Raw genomic sequence first — 16,801 nt, 5'->3', positions numbered from 1 at the left:
TACAACAGGCACCCGCCATCCCGAAAGGTTCAAACATGCAACTCGCGAAACATCCACTCTGGCTGGCCGGCTTTCGTCCATTCTTCACCCTCGCCTGCCTCGCCGGCATGACCTTGCCGGTTGCCTGGGCGCTGATTTTCAGCGGCCTGCTCGCGGCACCGGACAATGCCTTCACACCGGTCCAGTGGCACGCCCATGAGATGTTCTTCGGTTTCGGCTGGGCGGTGCTCGGCGGTTTCCTGCTGACCTCGACCAAGAACTGGGTGAATATCCGCGGCTATCACGGCCCGGCCCTGATGCTGCTCGCCGCCGCCTGGCTGTTCGAGCGCCTCGGCATGAGTTGCGGCGGCGCCTGGCCGCGCGCCCTCTTCCTGCTCTCCAACAACGCCTTCCTCGGCTGTATCAGCGGCATGCTGATGTGGACGCTGATCCGTCACCGGGCACGCGACAGCTACCGCGACAACGCCTTTTTCCTGATCATCCTGCCCGCCTTCCTGGTCGCCAAGTACCTGATGCTCAACGGTGACAACTTCACGGCCGGCTACAGCATGAGCATGGGGCTCTTCCGCCTCGCCTTTCTCGTCATGCTCGAACGCACGCTGACCGGGTTCATGAAAGCGGCCTTCCAGGCGCAGATCCTGCGCCACCCGCTACTGGACATGGCGATCAAGCTGCTCGGCCTGATCCTGGTCATGGAAATGGCCCTGCCACGACCGTTGACCGCTGCGCTCTCGCTGACGCTCGCCGTGCTGCTCGGCATCCGCTTCGTGTTCTGGAAACCGCAGCTCGCGCTGCGCCGCATCGACATCGGCATCATGTACGTCGGCTACCTGGCCATCGTCGGCCAGTTGCTGATCGAAGCGCTGGGTCATGTCGTCAATTTCGTCTGGGTCGGCAGTGTCTCGGTGCACCTATTCACCTTCGGCGCCATGGGCTGCGTCATTCCGGCCATGCTGATCCGCATCAGCCAGGGCCACACCGGGCGCAAGGTCGTCTTTGATACGCTCGACAAGGCGACGCTGTACATCATGCTCGGCGCGCTCGCACTACGCATCGTGCTGCCGCAGCTTTATCCTGCCCTCTACCTTCTCTGGATCCAGCTCGCCGCCGCCTGCTGGTTTGCCTGCTACGCCATTCTCGCCATCCGCCACGTTCCCGCCCTGCTGCAGCCGCGCATCGACGGCAAGGAACACTGACGGTTTTTGCCGCAAAAAGGCCGTCGACCGCTCAGAGCACGGCTTCGAACAATTCGAGCAGCGGCAGCCCGAGGTAGAAATCGCGCGGCGAATGGCCGGCCGCCATGTGCGCCTTGCGGAAAGCCTCGGACTGCGTCCAGTCGGCAAAGGCCTGTTCCGATTCCCAAATCGTGTGCGAGGCAAACAAGGTGCGCTCTGCGTTGGTGTCGCCGCGCAGCAGGTTGAAACTGATGAAACCCGGCACTTCGCCGAGATAACTGTTGCGATTGCGCCAGTGCTCGACAAAGGCATCTTCCTTGCCGAGTGCGATGCGAAAACGGTTCATTGCGAGAAACATGCGACCTCCTGAGTAAAGATTGAAACGGCTCGTGCACGCTTGTTGCTTATTCCGTGCCACCCGACCGCAACAGAAGGAAGCTTCGCACATGACACCTGACGACGACGATGAAAAGCTCGACTTCGGCAAACTGCCACCCGAGATCGATCTGCTTTTGCAACAAGGAGTTGCCGCCCATTTTAGCGATCCGGCGCTGGCCGAACGCAGCTTTCTCGCAGTCCTGGCGCTGGCACCGCAGACGCTTCCCGCGCATCGCTGCCTGGTCAAACACTACAACCGCTGTCGACAATTCGACAAAGCCCTGCCCGCTGCCCGCAACTGGCTGGAGGCAGCCGCCGCACTCGCTGGCTTGCCGGCTGACTGGCGGCTCTGGAAATCCGCCCCGGGCAATGCCCTCGCTGCACTCAAAGGCCTGGCCTTCGTGCATCTGCGCAGCGACCAGTTGCCCTTGGCAGCTGACATGATAGCCCGCGTCATCGCCATGGATCCGGAAGATGCTGTTGGTGGCTCGGTCGTTGCTGCTCTGCTGGAAGAAACCCGCTTGAGCATGCAAGGACTGCCGGGTTAAAAAAGCCGCCCCCCGGAGGGAGCGGCTGTTACAAATGAAAGCAGCGTGGCGTAATCAATAACGGGCGTCGCTCGGCTTGGGATCCTTCGGCCAGTCCTTGACCTTGTCCGGGAAGTCCGGGCGCGGCTGGTGACTGAAATATTCGGCGACATCGACCGCTTCCTGATCGGAGAGACCGCCCTGGCCGAGCGGGAACTTGTCGTGGAAGCCGATCGGCATGTTGCGCTTGACGAAGGCGGCGGCCGTATAGGTGCGGGCCATGCCGGCGCCGATGTTGAAGGACTCGTCACCCCACAGCGGCGGGTAGACCATCTGGCCGGCGGCATTCTTCAACCCCTCGCCGTTCTCGCCGTGGCAGATCGCACATTGATCGGCATAGATTTTCCTGCCGTTTTCGCTGTTGGGCACGATTTTCTTGTCGATCTTGCCGATACCGCGTCCCGCCACCTTGTCCTCAGGCTTGGTTTCGCGCTTCATCCAGTCAAAGTAGGCAACCATCGCCTGCATGTCGGGCGAGTCCTTGGCCAGCGGCTTGCCGTTCATCGAGCGACGGAAACAGCCGTTGATGCGCTCTTCCAGCGTGATGATCTTGCCCGCCCGCGCCCCGTAGCTCGGGAAGAAGGCGGAGACGCCGACATAGGGCGAACCGTCGGCCACGGTACCGGCATTCAGGTGACAGCTCGTGCAATTGAGTTGATCGCCGACATGATCGGGCAACAGGGTCCGCGTTTCCAGGTTGAGGCGCATGCCGCGCACCAGTTGCTCGGCATTGGCCGCGGCCAGCATGTCGGCCAGGCGCGGCGTGTCGAACTTGCTCGAATCGGTCGTCTTGGGATCGAGTTCGGCGCGCATTTTGCTCACTGTAGCGACGTCGACCGGTGGGGCGCCATCACCCCAGCTGGCGCGCACAAAACTGAGGATTTCGGCCAGCTCCCTGTCGCCCAGGCGGGCAAAGGCGGGCATCGTGAACACCCGCGGATGCGTCGCCGTCGCCGCCGTCTGGCCGCCGGTCAGAATGATGTGCACCAGCGTCGAGGCATCCTTCGAAATCACCGTCGGATTGCCGGCCAGGGTCGGGAAGATTTTGTCCACACCGCCGCCATCGGCGCGATGGCAATCGCCGCAGAACTGGATGTAACCGAGGCCGCCGCGCGTCGTAAACAAGGTTTCCGGAACCCTGGCGAGCGCCACCGGCTTTGCCGTGGCAGCCTGAATCGGCTTGTCATAGGGGCCGGGCGGCAGGGATTTCAGATAGGTGGCGATGGCCGTCAGGTCTTCGTCCCTGATATGTTGCGTGCTGTGCGAAATGACTTCGGTCATGCTGCCCGAAGCCGTCGCAAAGCGGTTCTGCCCGGTTTTCAGAAACAGCGCCGTATCCTCGACCGTCCACAGGTTGCGCAGGCTGAGCGCCCGCCAGGATTCGACGGTTTCACCGGCGAGGAAGTACTCGCCCTTCGCGCCGGCGTCGCTCATCGCCTTTTCCTGGAAGGCGATGCCGCGCGGCGTATGGCAGGCGCCGCAGTGGCCGAGACCCTGCACCAGATAGGCGCCACGGTTCCAGACCGCGTCCTGGGTCGTATTTGCCTGATAAGGCGTGTCGTCGAGGAAGAACCAGTTCCAGATCGCCAGGCCCCAGCGCATGCTGAACGGCCATGCCATTTCGCTCGGCTTGTTCTCCTGCTTGACCGCCGGCAGACCTTGCATCAGGTAGGCGTAGAGGGCCTGCATGTCCTCGCCGCTCATCTTGGCATAGGACGGATAAGGCATCGCCGGGTAGAGATTGTGGCCATCTGCCGCAACCCCCTTGCGCATGGCGCGATCGAACTGCGCGAAGCTGTAGCCGCCGATGCCGCTTTCCTTGTCCGGCGTGATATTGGTCGAGTAGAGCTTGCCGAAGGGCGTTTCGAGGGCCCGGCCGCCGGCCATCGGCGTGCCTTTCTCCGCCGTGTGGCAGGCGACGCAATCGCCCAGTTGCGCCAGGTAACGCCCGCGTTCCAGGCTCGTCGCATCGGCCGCCGCGGCCGCCGAAACGGCCAGCGCCAGGCCCATGCCGACGCAGTTGCGCAGCACCTTGCGCAAGTATTTTCCCAGTGCTTGAACAGCCGCCGGCTGTCCGGATTTTTTGCTCATCATGCTGATACTCCCTCTTTGACTTGTTTGGGAGCAAGTCTAGGGAGCCCGGTGCTACTCCGCCATCCGGGAGTCCGTTTAGCGCAATAGCCGAAACCGATTAGTCGAGACCGCCCGGATCAGCCCGCAGGATGAGGCGCGCCAGTTCGGCGGCACTGCCGGTACCGGTTTTTTCCATGACATGCTGGCGATGGACGTGAACCGTGTTGTCGCTGATCTTGAGCAGGCGAGCGACTTCCTTGTTGGCGAGGCCCTGCGCCAGCAGGCGGGCAACCTCGCGTTCGCGCACCGACAGGCGCTCAAGCACCTGCTGCGCTTCCTGATGCCGGCGCGTTTCCAGGTAACGCTCGCAACTGATATGCACGGCGCGCTCGACCGTATCGAGAAACAACTGGTCCTTGAACGGCTTCTGCAGGAAATCGATCGCCCCCGCCTTCATCGCCTGGACGGCCAGTTCGACGTCGCCATGCCCGGTCATGAAGATGATGGGAAAGGGCGAGCCGCCGGCCTGCAGGCGGCGCTGCAACTCCAGGCCGCTGAGACGCGGCATCCGGATATCGAGGACCAGGCAGCCGCCGCCCGCCGGAAAGGCCGGGGCGGCCTGCATGAAGGCTTCCGCCGATTCGTGCCCGACGGCAGTCCAGCCCATCGATTCAAGCAGGAACAACAAGGAACGGCGAAACGGCGCTTCGTCGTCAACCACGTGAATGACCGGTACATCCTTCCCTGCCATCATTTTTCCTCTCCCGACGCCGCGGCGCCGGCGGCGACCAGCGGCAAGCTGAACCAGAATACCGTGCCGGGACCGGGCGCGGCGGGCAGCGCCTGCATTTCGCCGGCATGCGCCTCGACGATGGTCTTGCAAATCGACAATCCCAAGCCCAGCCCCTCCGGTTTGGTTGTAAAAAAGGCTTCGAACAGGTGCGCGTCCACCTCCGGTGCCAGACCGACGCCATGGTCGCGCACGGCAATCCGGCAGGTCGTATCGACGACCTGCAAAGTCACTTCGATCGGGGCCTCGACATGCACGCCTTGCTGGGCATCCCAGGCATTCTTGAAGAGGTTGAGCAAGACCTGCTGAATCTGCAGGGGATCGACGCAAACATGCCGCTGCTGCTCGGGCAAGGCATCCAGCAGTTCGATCTTGGGGCCGCCGGCCGTCATGCCGCGCATCAACCCGGCAGCTTCGCGGACCAGTTCGGCCATGTCGCAGATTTCGCGGACCCGCGCGCGCTTGCGGGCAAAGGCGCGAATGCCGGCGAGAATGCCGGCGGCACGCTCGGACTCGCCGGCAATCTCTTCCGCCGCCTGCTGCAGAGCGGACGCCGACAACTGGTCACGTTGCTGCCGGCGCAACAGGCTGCGGGCGTAATTGCCGATCGCCGCCAGCGGCTGGTTCAGTTCATGCGCCAGCGTGCCGGCCAGTTCGCCAAGAATCGACAGGCGCGACAGGTGCTCCATCTGCTGCTGTCCGGCCTGCAGGGTCGCTTCGAGACGATGCCGTTCGTCGAGAGCCCGGCTCAGCTCGCGGGTGCGACGCTGAACCAGGTGCTCGACATGCAAGGTATAGGCGCCCCCGGCCAGCATCAGGCAGAGCAGTCCGACCAGCCACGGCCAGTAGCGGCGCGCCAGGGAAGACCAGGCGGTCTCGCGCAATACCGCGTAGGGACCGATCTGCAACTCGCGAAACAGCGCGTAGACGGCGTGGTAATCGGCCGGCACGCTCCACGACGATCCGGTCGCATCCGGCGCCAGTGACAGCAAGGCGAGCAGGACATCGCGAGCCAGCGCCGGCGGCGTCCCGGCTGCCGCGGCAAAGGCCCAACCCGGATAGAGCGGCGACGAAACCTGGCACGGGGAGGACGTCGACCGGACGGCGACGACCTGCAACTCGCCGGGCGGCAAAACACCTTCGCGCTCGAGATATTCGAGCAGGCAGGCACGCAGCACGCCTGCATCAGCCTCACCCTTGCGCACGGCATCGATCACGCGCGCCATCGGGAAATCCGTGAATTGCAGCGCGACCTGGCCGCGCTCCGGATCGAGGCCGGCCCGCCGCAGTTCGGCCCAGATCACCTGGTAACCGCCGAAGGCATCGGGGGATACGGCAGCCAGGCGCTTGCCGCGCAAGTCCTCCAGGGAACGGATATCCTGTCGCTCCCGCCTGACGACCACAGCCGACCCGACCACATGCGCGGGATCGGCGAAGCCGCTGCCGACCTGCGTGGCAATCCGGGAAATGCCGGTTTCCGCTTCCAGCATCACGTAATGCCCGGGATTGGTCATGACGAAATCCAGCTCCCGCGCCCGCAGGGCCGCCGCCATGCCGGCCAGATCGGTATGGATGAGCTCGACGCGTTTGCCGGGCAGGCGTTTCTCGAGTTGTCCGGCCAGCGACGACCAGTGCACTTCGGCTTCTTCCAGCCCTTGCCAGGCAAGGACGCCGATCCGCACGCTCTCCTGCGCCTGGACGGCGGCGGCAAGCAGGAGCATGGCCGGAAAGAGACGCCGGAAGAATCGCGCAGCTGGACTGTTCATGGGGCCCGATTCTAACAACGCCGCATCGGGAAATTCACCCAACGAGCGGACGAACAACGCAATCGAGCCCCGCCAGCAGCGGGACGGCTCGCCGATCGCCGCCTCGCTGCCGGAAGCGAAGACCGCCTAAGCCTCGACCACCTCCATGCCGCGGAACATCGAGCAGCGCCGGAAGACATCGACGCCCGGCGCCACCTGTTTCTGGTTGCAGTACTTGGCGACCAGCTTGGCCAGCCCCTTGATGTCGCGCCCGGTCGCCTCCGGGAAGATGTCGGGCAGGCGTTCGAGCAGCTCCGGCGCGACGGGCAAGCCGAACTGCTCGCTCATGACGCCCCAGATCTTGCGCCGGTCGGCGCGTGTCGGCGGATGAAACTTGATCAGCGCGATGCAGCGCGAAACGATGGCTTCGTCGATGTCATCGACCCGGTTGGTGGTCAGGAAGAGCAAGCCATTGAAATATTCCAGCACGCGCAGGAAGACGCCGACCACGGCATTCATCGTGATGTTGTCGTCGCGCTTCTTGATGTACACGTCGGCCTCGTCGATGAGCATGACCGCGCCCCAGCGCTGGGCGCGGGTCAGCACTTCCTTGAGCGCCACTTCCATGGCCGCGACATTGAGCCCCAGTTGCCCGGAATGCACGCGATACAGCGGGCGCTTGATGATTTCCGAGTACACCTCGGCCGTCAGCGTCTTGCCGACCCCGGCCGGCCCGGCGCAGAGCACCGTCGTGCCGCCCGACTTGCCGGCGACGATGTCGTCCATCAGCACATCCATCTCGGCGGTCAGGATGTCGATCAGGTCGGTCTGCTCGGGCGGCAGCACCAGCTTGTCCTTGAGTTCCGGCTGGTAGACATAAGGTTCCATGTCGTCCACATGCACCCAGACGTAATGGTGCAGTTCGAGGTGGAACATCAGGATGTAGAAATGCACCGGCAGTTCGGTGAACATCCCCTTCGGCATGCTGGCCTGGGTTTCCTCGACCTCCGCCTCCTCCTTGTTGGAGAGGCGCGAATTGCGTGCGACGCGGCGCACGAACTTGGCCATGATGTCGCCGGTCGCATCGAGTGCCAGCACGCGCTCGCCGAGGATGCTTTCATCGTTGACCAGGCGCGACGGGCTGCCGGTCGAAGACAAGATGATCATGTCCTTGCGCGTGTAATCGGTATCGCGATGCGTCGCCGTCGGATTCTCGGCGAAATAGCCGACGCCGGTGCCGGCGAACTGCGCGCCGTACTGCGCCCGCCAGTCGAAATAGCGCGCCGCGCCTTCGTCGTAGCTTTGCAGCAGTTCCGGCGTTTCCTTGACAAAGCCCTTGGCGGCGAGGATTTCGGCGATATTGCGACCGGCGATGTCCGGCCCGGTGATGCGCACCGTCGCCGTCGCCATGCGGGCGCGGGCATTGGCTTTGAGTTCTACAAAGATCTTGCCAGTTTCCTCTTCCGACGGCGGCGTGTAGTCGAGGCGCGTCACCACGTAGGCCAGCGGCTTGCCGGTGATGGTCGCCGAAAACACCCAGCCGCGCGTCGAACCTTCGGCCAGGTAGCGGGCGATGGCCGGCACCGCCATTTCCAGCTCCTCCGGCTCGAAACGCCGGCCGCCCTCGCGCATCGCCTTCTGCAAGGTGGCGATCTGCGCGCCGCGCGCCCGCAGCTCCGGCCCGCCCCTGGCATACAAATCTTCGAGGAAGGCGAGTTCCTCGTCAGTCAATTGGCTGAAGGAAAGTTCGACCTTGTTGCCGAAGCGCAATTGCTCCCGGACAAAATCAAGACGCGGAAAAGCCTGGATCATCGCCTCGATATGCGGGCGTTCGATTTGCAGTTTCATTATGGGAAGACTCCGTGGGGGACGAATTCGCAATATGCAGCGAATTTCATGCCCAGCGGTCGACGTGTAAAAACAGCAAAAAAACAAACAGTTGGCAAGAAAGGCGGCTTGTCGTTCTTGTAACAATGATCCTTGAAACCTTGGTTGGACGCGGCTGTTGGTGCATTTGGGCGGGATGGCCAGCGCGAAGCGACGACGCGGCAGGCTCATGCCTGCAAGGAGGAGCGACAAAGCTGGGCGCCCGCCCAGACGTGCCAGCAGCCACGTAGCGCTCGCACCCATTGGATCAATGGTATCGAAGGCACTCAAATCAGCGCTCATGAGATTTCCCTGGGATGGACAAGCGGTCAACTGAGGTTTCAAGGATCGTTCCGTGGGATACTCCGCCCCCAGCAAAATGATCGGAACGCGCATGACCACACCCGCCCAGAAACCCGGACTGCACCCGCGCAACAAGAATGCGGCCGGCTACGATTTCGCCGCGCTGACGGCCGTCGCGCCCGGTCTGGTCAAGTTCGTGATCACCACCAAGGCAGGCACGCCGAGCATCGATTTCGCCAATCCGAGCGCCGTCAAGGCCTTCAACCGCGCCCTGCTCGCCCTGCATTACGGCATCAAGGGCTGGGAAATCCCGGCCGGCTACCTCTGTCCGCCGATTCCCGGCCGCGCCGACTACATCCACCACGCCGCCGACCTGCTCGCGACCTGCAACAAGAAAACGATCCCGACCGGCGCCGGCGTGCGTGTGCTCGACATCGGCGTCGGCGCCAACTGCGTCTATCCGCTGATCGGTGCCGCCGAATACGGCTGGCACTTCCTCGGCGTCGATATCGACGAAACGGCGCTGGCCAATGCGCAAATGATTTTGGGCAAAAACGAGCAGTTGACCGGTATGGTCGAACTGCGCCACCAGCCGGTCTGGGAAAACATCTTCACCGGCCTGCTGCGCTCCGGCGAAAACTTCGAACTGAGCATCTGCAACCCGCCCTTCCACAATTCGCCGGATGACGTGCATGCGGTCAGCCAGCGCAAGTGGAACAACCTCAACAAGCCCGGCGCGAAAAAGGGCGCCGTGCAGCAGCCGCGCCTCAATTTCGGCGGCGGTGGCACCGAGCTGTGGTGCAATGGCGGCGAGCGCGCCTTCGTCAAGAACATGATCGAGCAGAGCGCCAACATCCCGAAGCGCGTCATGTGGTTCACCAGCCTGGTCTCACAGGCCGATAACCTGGTGCATATCGAAGCCGCGCTGAAAAAGGCGAAAGTCGTCGAATCGCGCACCATCGCCATGGCCCAGGGACAGAAGCAGAGCCGCTTCGTCGCCTGGACCTTCTGCGGCAACGGCGAACGCGAGAAGTGGCGCAAGGAACGCTGGTCGGTTGCGCCCCCTGAAACCCCGCAGGCACCGCGTTTCCCGGTTAGCGAGAACGCCGGCTAGGCTTCAGCGCACAGCGATGGCACGCAACGAGCGAACGCTGCCTCAGCGCTCGCCGTGAGGCGCGTCAGAATCCGCCTTTATCCAGGCGGGCCGTCCAGCGCCGTTCCTTCTTCTCCGGGCCCGAGACGGGACTCCTGAAATCGACGGCCAGCTTGTCGCCATCGGCCAGCGTCGCCGAACCATAAACCTGCCCGTAGCTGAAATAGAGGACGCCGTTGTCGACCGTCCAGGAACCGGTCTTTTCGTCGCCCGCCGTAGGCCGGAAGCTGACATTCCCGCCTGGCGCAAGATAAATGGAAGAACCGTTGTTGAAGCGCCAGGTGCTGCCGGCAAAACGATAGTCGCCGGTAGCGCTGCTGCCCTTGGCCAGCAAGTACTCGCCACGCAACGGGCGGGGCGCCGGCTCATCCTGCAGAATACCAACGGCGCGCCGGGAGGATGCACCATAGGCCATGGAGGAAAACGACTTGATCGGACCGGAGGCAACAAAACGGTACTTGCTCTCGTCGTAGGCACCGGCCTTGAGAAAGTTGGTCGAATAGAGGAATTCGACGGGCGCATCTTCGGCGACCAGGATCATGATCTCCAGGGCATTGCCATTGGAAAATTTCACCAGCGCATCAGCCATGCCGCGTTGCGCCACCTGCTGGGCGAGACTCAGCCGCAAGTCGTTGGCAGTCTGCTCGCTTGCCCCCTCCAGGCTCAGCATCTTGCTGAACAGGCGGGCCGGCAGGAGCGGCTTGCCGTTGCCATTGCGGTCTATGCAGGCAAAGCGGTCGCCGCTGGCGATCAGATAGGGGGTTTTGTCCGCCCCCCTGCGATAATTCACAACGCTCCCCTTGGCCGCTCCGCCCCGGATTTCCTCCAGTTTTGCCGGGCTGATATCCGGCACACAGTAGCCGACCTGGGCCAGCGCATCCGGCGAATCGATCCAGCCTACAACCAGGTTTTCCGGTACGGCAACATCGGCTGCAGACGCCCTGGCGGCGAGCAACAGGGCAAACAGCAGACAGCCCGTTTTTTCAAGCATGATTTCCTCCCGTTCCGGCCGGCACCATCAAATCAGGCCGGCCACTGCCAATTGTTCGGCAACCGCCTGCAGCAGTTGCAAGGCGTACTTGTCGTCGTACTCGGTTTTTTCGAAACTCTTCATCACGAAATCGTTGCCGGCCCATGTGCTGGTATCTATCGTCGCCTTCCAGAGCAGACGCCGGCTTTGCGGATCCGTTAGCTGCACGGCAAACACATAACTGGTCCGGGTCGATTGGCGATTGGCCTGCGTACTGCCGCTGACCGGGACAATCAACAGCACCGGTGCCGGCTCGACCCCGGCGGCCGGCGAATTGACCGGCAGAATTTCGGAACCACCGACCACGGCCGCAGAAAGCACCGTCACCCGGTGGCCGGCGAAAGCCTGGGGAGCCTGCCCGACCAGGACTTTGCCGAATCCGGCGAACCCGGTATCCACGACCGGCGCGCCCTGGCCATAACGGGTCGATGACACGGTACGCATCTCGACCTGCCGGTAAACGAAATGCAGACGCGTCGTCTTTTCCACGTTGGTGGCCAGCAAATTGACATCACGAAGACGCGGCGGCGAGGCACACCCGGCAATCAGCAAAGACAGTAAACAAACGGCAAGGAATTGGCAAAAGCCCCGGCGCATGATCGTTTCTCGGCAAAAACAGGGGGCTTATGGTAGCGCCAAATGCAGCGCCCATATCCTGAAAATTGATCTGGAATGCGATATCGGGCAATTTGACATGAAATCCTGCGCCACCAAGACCGACTAGGCTTCGCCGTCGCCGCGCGCCGTCGCCAGGTAGTCGCGCCAGAGGTGGCCGTAGCGGTCGTCGAAAATCTGTTCGCTCAGCTCGACGGCCAAAATACGGTCGACGCGGAAGGTCCGGAAGGACAGTCGCAACTCGCACCAGGCGCCGAGCGTCCAGCAATGCCCCCAGAAAACCAGGCCGAGCGGCCATAGCGTGCGTTGCGACACTTCGCCGTCGGCCCGCCGATAACTCACGGAAACCTTGCGGCCGCTTTCCATGCCGGCCCGTAGCAAGGCCATCGGTTCGCGCAGCGGCGCCGGTTGCAGGCAGTCAAGCGCCAGGAAACGCCGGCTCGATGCGCCGACCCGCTCTTCCAGCGCGCGCGGCAAAACCGCCTCGATGCGCGCCATGGCCTGCGCTGCCGCCTTGCCCAGGGCAGAGTCACCCCAGGCCTGGACCAGCTTGGCGCCAACCACCAGCGCTTCGAGCTCATCGCCGGTAAACATCAGCGGCGGGACCTGGTAACCACGGCGCAGGCGATAGCCGACGCCGGCCTCGCCGTCGATCGGCGCGCCGGATTTCACCAGATCGGCGATATCGCGATAGATGGTGCGCTCGGAAACCTCGAGCACCTCGGCCAGGGCGGCAGCGGTGACGACGCGGCCGTTGCGCAGCAAAAGTATGATCTGGAACAGTCGGTCGGCCGGGCGCATGTCATGACGGGAAAAACGGGAATTTCAGCATAGCACGCCGTTTCGCCGGGCACGCCAAGCCTCCTGACACCATGCTGTCAGGAGCCCCCGGCCAGAATGCGCTGCATCAACGGCATCCCGCCGCTGAATTTCATCAAGGAAAACATCATGGACAATCCGCTGCGCTGGTTTGAAATCGCCACCACCAACCTCGACCGGGCCGTCGCCTTCTACCAGGACATTCTCGCCATCGAATTGCGCCGCGAAACCTGCGGCGACATCGCCATGGCCATTTTCCCCTACGCCGAGCCCTACCCGAGCGGCGCCCTGGTCGCCATGCCGCAACTGCAACCGCGCGACAACGGCACGCTCGTCTATCTCGACGGCGGCGCCGATCTTAACGTCGTACTGGCGCGCATCCCGGCCGCCGGCGGTCACGTCGTCATGGACAAAACCGACCTCGGCAAGGGCATCGGCCATATCGCGCTGTTCATCGACAGCGAAGGCAACCGGGTCGGACTGTATTCGAAGGACTGAGTCCGGCGCCAATTGCAGATGGCAGGGACATAGGAGGCAAAGCGGCGAACCCGTATAATCGCGGGTCGCCAATTTACCGGTTTCCATCGTGTCCGACCGTCTCGCCGTACTACCCCAATACCTGATCCCGAAACAGGCACTGACCATTCTCGCCGGCAAGCTCGCCAGCAAGGAGGCCGGCACGCTGACCACTCGCGTCATCCGCTGGTTCGTCGGCCGTTACAAGGTGAATATGGCTGAAGCGGCGAATCCGGACATCGCCAGCTACAAGAGTTTCAACGAATTCTTCACCCGGCCGCTGCAGGCGGGCGCCCGGCCGCTCGCCGAGGCTGCATTTCTCAGCCCGGTCGACGGCGCGATCAGCCAGTTCGGCGCCATCGAGCGCGATCAGATTTTCCAGGCCAAGGGCCACAGTTATTCGACGACGGCGCTGGTCGGCGGCGACCGCGAACTGGCCAAGAAATTCGAGAACGGCAGTTTCGCGACGCTCTACCTCAGCCCGCGCGATTACCACCGCATCCACATGCCCTGCGACGGCAAGCTGAGCCGCATGATCTACGTGCCCGGCGCGCTGTTCTCGGTCAATCCGACCACGGCGCGCGGCGTGCCCGGCCTGTTCGCACGCAACGAGCGCGTCGTCTGCGTCTTCGAGACGGCCAGCGGCCCCTTCGTGCTGACCCTGGTTGGCGCCACCATCGTCGGCAGCATGGCCACCGTCTGGCATGGCCAGGTCAATCCGCCGCGCCCCGGCGTCGTGCGCGAATGGCGTTACGACGACCGCAACATCGTGTTGAAAAAGGGCGAGGAAATGGGCCGCTTCCTGCTCGGTTCGACCGTCGTCATGCTCTTCCCCAAGGACACGCTGGCCTTAAACCCGGACTGGGCGCCGACGCGCGCCATCCGCATGGGCGAGGCGATGGGGGAATCCGCATGAACCAGCGCCGCCTGCCGCTCCTGATCATCCGCAGCATCACCGGTCTGGCGCTGGTGCTGCCGGCCGCCTGGCTGGCGTGGACGCAAACGCCGGTACCGCTGCTGCTCCTGATTGCAGTCGCTGCATCCCTGGTTTCGATCCGTGCCGGGCAGCAAGGCGAGGCGCGTTACGGTCGACGCGTCCCGGTCACCGAAATGTTTGCCCTCGGCCGCCGCGAAAACGATCGCCAGATGCTGTTTGGCGGCCTGGCCGGCTACCTGATGCTGGCCTGCCTCGGGCTGGCCCTCTGGTCGGCGCTTTAAGCCGGCCGGTTTAGGCCGGCGTTTTCCGGCCTGTCATCAAATCGTATTCCACTCCGCGTTGTCGTCGGCAGGTGCCGACAGTACGGCCTTGCCGCTGCGTTCGCGCCCGGCCGTCCGCTGCGGCTTGGCCAGCCTGGCCAGCCCGGACAGGCTGTTATCCAGTTTGAAGCGGGCCACCTGCTCCTGCAGTTGTTGCGCCTGATCTTCCAGCGACTCGGCCGCCGCAGCTGCCTCCTCGACAAGGGCGGCATTCTGTTGCGTCACTTCGTCCATCTGGGAAACCGCCTGGTTGACCTGCTCGATCCCGGCGGTCTGTTCGCTCGAAGCCCGGCTGATGCTGGCGACGATGGCCGTCACCTTGCCGATCGACTCGACAATCTGCTCCATGCGCACGCCAGCTTCGCGTGCCTGCGTCGAGCCGCGTTCGATCTTGCTTCCCGAATCCGCAATCAATGCGCCGATTTCCTTGGCTGCCGTGGCAGAGCGTTGCGCCAGCGCCCGCACTTCCGTCGCGACCACGGCAAAGCCCTTGCCCTGATCGCCGGCGCGTGCCGCCTCGACCGCCGCGTTCAGCGCCAGGATGTTGGTCTGGAAGGCGATTCCTTCGATGACGCTGATGATGTCGCCGACCTTCTTCGAACTGGTCTGGATTTCGATCATCGTCGCCGCCGACGCCTTGACCACCTCGCCGCCCTTGATCGCCATTTCCGACGCCGCCATCGCCAGCTCGTTCGCCGCCTTGGCGCTCGCCGTGTTCTGCTGGGCGGTTGCGGTGAACTCCTCGATGCTGGCAGCCGTTTCCTCAAGGCTGGAAGCCTGCTCTTCGGTACGCACCGAGAGATCGGCATTGCCAGCTGAAATTTCCTTGGCGGCGGTGGTGATCGCGTCAACCGCAGCAACCACGTTGCCGATCACTTCCTTCAGGTTATCGACCGTCGTATTGATGCCCTGCGCCGTTTCGCCAAACAAGCCGGGATACTGCCTTTCGATGCGTTGCCGCAAGTCGCCGTCGGCCAGCGTTCGGGCGACCAGCGAAATATCCGAGAGCGCCTGGTGCGCCGTGATGCCCAGACTGTTGAGCAGTTCGGCCAGGGTGCGGGCGTAACCGCGCTTGCTGTCCACATCGATCTGCCGGCTGAAATCGCCCTGCGCAGCGGCATTGACGATTTCCCTGACTTCTTCGATCACCTGCGCCAGGGCCTGTACCGTGGCATTGATCGCCCCGGCGGTCTGGCCGAAGGCACCGGGATAAACCGCATCCACCTTCTGCGACAGATCACCCGCTGCCAGCGCCCCGGCCACGCGGGAGACGTCCTGCAAACTGGTATCGGTCACCACCATCAATTGATTCAGCGCCTCACCGATCTCCCTGCCAAAACCCTGCTTGTCGGCAAGCCCCATCCGCCGCCCGAGATCGCCATGTTCGGCGGCCAGCACCATGTCACGGATTTCGCCGACCAGGCCGGCCAAGGTATCCTGCATCGACTTCATGGCCGCCAGCATGCTTGAGGAGTCACCCGGCGCCAGCTCGATCCGGCCGCCCAGATCGCCACCGGCAATCCGGCTGACCACGGCCACGGCTGCCGCCGGCTCGCCGCCAATCCGGCGAAACAGCGTGGACGACAGCGAACGCATGGCCAGCACGATCAGCAGGCAACCGATGACAATCGCCGCCGACATCGCCAGACTGTCCAGCCAGCTGGTATCGGTCAGGTTCTTCAAGGTCGATTCGGCAAACTGGTTGGCGACGACAACGGTTGCCTCAACGCCCACGCGATGCGCCTCGTAACGCTCGCGCATCTGGCGCAGGGAGCTTTCCATGCGCGCCGTGTCATTCGCCGCCAGCGCCGGCAGGAAGACATTCTCCAGCTCGCCCCAGAACAGTTCGCCTTGCGTCTTCTGCTCACCCAGCAGTTTTGCCTTCAAATCGGCATTGAGTTCCGAACTGCTCCAGAACTGGTTGCGGGCGACATAGTCTTTCTTCAGCTGCTGCAGTTTCTCGAGCAATTTCGGACGCTGCGCTTCCGATGCCGCTGCAAGGTCGTAAGCGGTCAACTGCGCCTCGATGATGAAAAGCGGCGGCGGCAGGATATCGGCCACGACATCCTTGCCCTCGCCCATTTTCGCAGCCGACGAGGAAATCCCCTGCAAGGCGGCAATACCGACCGCACCGACAAGCACCAGAATCGCAAAAACCAGCGCGGAAACGAGGTTCAGGTATTTTTTGAGTGACAGGTTTTCGAGGGAGATCATGATCGTCCAGGTTTTCTGTTTTGAATGAAGCGCGGCGAGACGCACGCCAGAAAGCAAGAGTATCAAACAAACAGCGCAATTCGGCCGGTGGAAATGCTCACCGCGGCCAACAAAAACGGGCTTGCATCTCGCGCAGCGGACCGCCGTCGCGATCGGAATAACAGGAGACAGGCTGGCGGTGGCGTTCCCGCTGCTGCGGAAGCGGATTTCAGCCTGCTTGCGGGCAGCATTTTCCGCTCTCCGGGACGGTCGACCATCCCGAAATCGACAAAATCAGCCG

General features: G+C 63.2%; 16 protein-coding genes. 7 read left to right on the top strand and 9 right to left on the bottom strand.

Features of this window, described 5'->3' with window-relative positions; genetic code table 11:
• Positions 1–35 precede the first annotated feature (35 nt).
• Positions 36–1,196 carry an NnrS family protein gene (locus KI612_RS07740; RefSeq protein WP_226443236.1) on the top strand — a complete coding sequence of 387 codons (1,161 nt, stop codon included), beginning with the start codon at positions 36–38 and terminating at the stop codon, positions 1,194–1,196.
• A gap of 31 nt (positions 1,197–1,227) precedes the next feature.
• On the opposite strand, the gene KI612_RS07735 is transcribed toward KI612_RS07740, so the two are convergent.
• Positions 1,228–1,533, bottom strand: coding sequence for an antibiotic biosynthesis monooxygenase family protein (locus KI612_RS07735; RefSeq protein ID WP_226443235.1), 306 nt, complete (start codon positions 1,531–1,533; stop codon positions 1,228–1,230).
• 88 nt (positions 1,534–1,621) lie between these two features.
• Here KI612_RS07735 and KI612_RS07730 point away from each other — a divergent pair, with 88 nt between their 5' ends.
• The gene (locus KI612_RS07730; protein ID WP_226443234.1) at positions 1,622–2,101 is read left to right on the top strand and encodes a hypothetical protein; all 480 of its coding nucleotides are present in this window, start codon (positions 1,622–1,624) and stop codon (positions 2,099–2,101) included.
• 54 nt (positions 2,102–2,155) lie between these two features.
• Here the strand turns inward: KI612_RS07730 and KI612_RS07725 are convergent, their stop codons facing one another.
• From KI612_RS07725 to KI612_RS07715, 3 genes are all read right to left on the bottom strand, one after another.
• Entirely contained in the window at positions 2,156–4,234 is a 2,079-nt protein-coding gene (locus KI612_RS07725) for a c-type cytochrome (protein WP_226443233.1), read from the bottom strand.
• 97 nt (positions 4,235–4,331) lie between these two features.
• The gene (locus KI612_RS07720) at positions 4,332–4,964 is read right to left on the bottom strand and encodes a response regulator transcription factor (protein WP_226444172.1); all 633 of its coding nucleotides are present in this window, start codon (positions 4,962–4,964) and stop codon (positions 4,332–4,334) included.
• The gene (locus tag KI612_RS07715; protein ID WP_226443232.1) at positions 4,964–6,769 is read right to left on the bottom strand and encodes a sensor histidine kinase; all 1,806 of its coding nucleotides are present in this window, start codon (positions 6,767–6,769) and stop codon (positions 4,964–4,966) included. Before KI612_RS07715 ends, KI612_RS07720 begins: the two co-directional genes overlap by 1 nt.
• Between KI612_RS07715 and KI612_RS19830 the strand changes: the two genes are divergently transcribed.
• Positions 6,768–6,899: a hypothetical protein gene (locus tag KI612_RS19830; RefSeq protein WP_264180830.1), complete on the top strand. Its 132-nt coding sequence runs from the start codon at positions 6,768–6,770 to the stop codon at positions 6,897–6,899. The genes KI612_RS07715 and KI612_RS19830 overlap by 2 nt on opposite strands.
• Here the strand turns inward: KI612_RS19830 and KI612_RS07710 are convergent.
• A complete protein-coding gene (locus tag KI612_RS07710) occupies positions 6,896–8,596 on the bottom strand; it encodes an AAA family ATPase (protein ID WP_226443231.1) in 1,701 nt (566 codons plus the stop codon). The genes KI612_RS19830 and KI612_RS07710 overlap by 4 nt on opposite strands.
• Before the next feature lie 412 nt (positions 8,597–9,008).
• Here KI612_RS07710 and rlmF point away from each other — a divergent pair, with 412 nt between their 5' ends.
• Positions 9,009–10,031: a 23S rRNA (adenine(1618)-N(6))-methyltransferase RlmF gene (gene rlmF / locus KI612_RS07705; protein ID WP_226443230.1), complete on the top strand. Its 1,023-nt coding sequence runs from the start codon at positions 9,009–9,011 to the stop codon at positions 10,029–10,031.
• A gap of 64 nt (positions 10,032–10,095) precedes the next feature.
• Here rlmF and KI612_RS07700 read toward each other — a convergent pair whose 3' ends face one another.
• The 3 genes from KI612_RS07700 to KI612_RS07690 all read right to left on the bottom strand — a co-directional run bounded on the left by KI612_RS07700 (position 10,096) and on the right by KI612_RS07690 (position 12,516).
• The gene (locus KI612_RS07700) at positions 10,096–11,061 is read right to left on the bottom strand and encodes a hypothetical protein (RefSeq protein WP_226443229.1); all 966 of its coding nucleotides are present in this window, start codon (positions 11,059–11,061) and stop codon (positions 10,096–10,098) included.
• 27 nt (positions 11,062–11,088) lie between these two features.
• Complete coding sequence (locus KI612_RS07695) at positions 11,089–11,604, bottom strand: hypothetical protein (protein ID WP_226443228.1); 516 nt, start codon at positions 11,602–11,604, stop codon at positions 11,089–11,091.
• Positions 11,605–11,820: 216 nt separating this feature from the next.
• The gene (locus KI612_RS07690) at positions 11,821–12,516 is read right to left on the bottom strand and encodes a helix-turn-helix transcriptional regulator (RefSeq protein ID WP_226443227.1); all 696 of its coding nucleotides are present in this window, start codon (positions 12,514–12,516) and stop codon (positions 11,821–11,823) included.
• 96 nt (positions 12,517–12,612) lie between these two features.
• Between KI612_RS07690 and KI612_RS07685 the strand changes: the two genes are divergently transcribed.
• The 3 genes from KI612_RS07685 (at position 12,613) to KI612_RS07675 (ending at position 14,268) form a co-directional block, all read left to right on the top strand.
• Positions 12,613–13,032 carry a VOC family protein gene (locus KI612_RS07685; protein WP_226443226.1) on the top strand — a complete coding sequence of 140 codons (420 nt, stop codon included), beginning with the start codon at positions 12,613–12,615 and terminating at the stop codon, positions 13,030–13,032.
• Between the two features lie 88 nt (positions 13,033–13,120).
• Positions 13,121–13,966 (top strand): archaetidylserine decarboxylase, encoded by an 846-nt coding sequence (gene asd, locus KI612_RS07680; protein WP_226443225.1) that lies wholly within the window; start codon positions 13,121–13,123, stop codon positions 13,964–13,966.
• The gene (locus KI612_RS07675) at positions 13,963–14,268 is read left to right on the top strand and encodes a hypothetical protein (RefSeq protein ID WP_226443224.1); all 306 of its coding nucleotides are present in this window, start codon (positions 13,963–13,965) and stop codon (positions 14,266–14,268) included. The genes asd and KI612_RS07675 overlap by 4 nt, the downstream gene beginning before the upstream one ends.
• A gap of 36 nt (positions 14,269–14,304) precedes the next feature.
• On the opposite strand, the gene KI612_RS19890 is transcribed toward KI612_RS07675, so the two are convergent.
• A complete protein-coding gene (locus KI612_RS19890) occupies positions 14,305–16,521 on the bottom strand; it encodes a methyl-accepting chemotaxis protein (protein ID WP_319002995.1) in 2,217 nt (738 codons plus the stop codon).
• Between the last annotated feature and the right edge of the window lie 280 nt (positions 16,522–16,801).

It is taken from the genome of Quatrionicoccus australiensis (assembly GCF_020510525.1).
Taxonomy (GTDB): Bacteria; Pseudomonadota; Gammaproteobacteria; order Burkholderiales; family Rhodocyclaceae; genus Azonexus; species Azonexus australiensis_B.
Note: the sequence above shows the minus strand (reverse complement) of the source record. Positions and strands in the feature narration are given on the sequence as shown.

Excerpts from the sequence above, each read along its gene's own strand:
- KI612_RS07675 (WP_226443224.1), top strand. The coding sequence starts at position 13,963 with ATGAACCAGCGCCGCCTGCCGCTCCTGATCATCCGCAGCATCACCGGT.
- KI612_RS19890 (WP_319002995.1), bottom strand. The coding sequence starts at position 16,521 with ATGATCTCCCTCGAAAACCTGTCACTCAAAAAATACCTGAACCTCGTT.
- KI612_RS07740 (WP_226443236.1), top strand. The coding sequence starts at position 36 with ATGCAACTCGCGAAACATCCACTCTGGCTGGCCGGCTTTCGTCCATTC.
- KI612_RS07720 (WP_226444172.1), bottom strand. The coding sequence starts at position 4,964 with ATGGCAGGGAAGGATGTACCGGTCATTCACGTGGTTGACGACGAAGCG.
- KI612_RS07685 (WP_226443226.1), top strand. The coding sequence starts at position 12,613 with ATGCGCTGCATCAACGGCATCCCGCCGCTGAATTTCATCAAGGAAAAC.
- rlmF (WP_226443230.1), top strand. The coding sequence starts at position 9,009 with ATGACCACACCCGCCCAGAAACCCGGACTGCACCCGCGCAACAAGAAT.
- KI612_RS07730 (WP_226443234.1), top strand. The coding sequence starts at position 1,622 with ATGACACCTGACGACGACGATGAAAAGCTCGACTTCGGCAAACTGCCA.
- KI612_RS07700 (WP_226443229.1), bottom strand. The coding sequence starts at position 11,061 with ATGCTTGAAAAAACGGGCTGTCTGCTGTTTGCCCTGTTGCTCGCCGCC.
- KI612_RS07725 (WP_226443233.1), bottom strand. The coding sequence starts at position 4,234 with ATGATGAGCAAAAAATCCGGACAGCCGGCGGCTGTTCAAGCACTGGGA.
- KI612_RS19830 (WP_264180830.1), top strand. The coding sequence starts at position 6,768 with ATGGGGCCCGATTCTAACAACGCCGCATCGGGAAATTCACCCAACGAG.
- KI612_RS07710 (WP_226443231.1), bottom strand. The coding sequence starts at position 8,596 with ATGAAACTGCAAATCGAACGCCCGCATATCGAGGCGATGATCCAGGCT.
- KI612_RS07715 (WP_226443232.1), bottom strand. The coding sequence starts at position 6,769 with ATGAACAGTCCAGCTGCGCGATTCTTCCGGCGTCTCTTTCCGGCCATG.
- KI612_RS07690 (WP_226443227.1), bottom strand. The coding sequence starts at position 12,516 with ATGCGCCCGGCCGACCGACTGTTCCAGATCATACTTTTGCTGCGCAAC.
- KI612_RS07735 (WP_226443235.1), bottom strand. The coding sequence starts at position 1,533 with ATGTTTCTCGCAATGAACCGTTTTCGCATCGCACTCGGCAAGGAAGAT.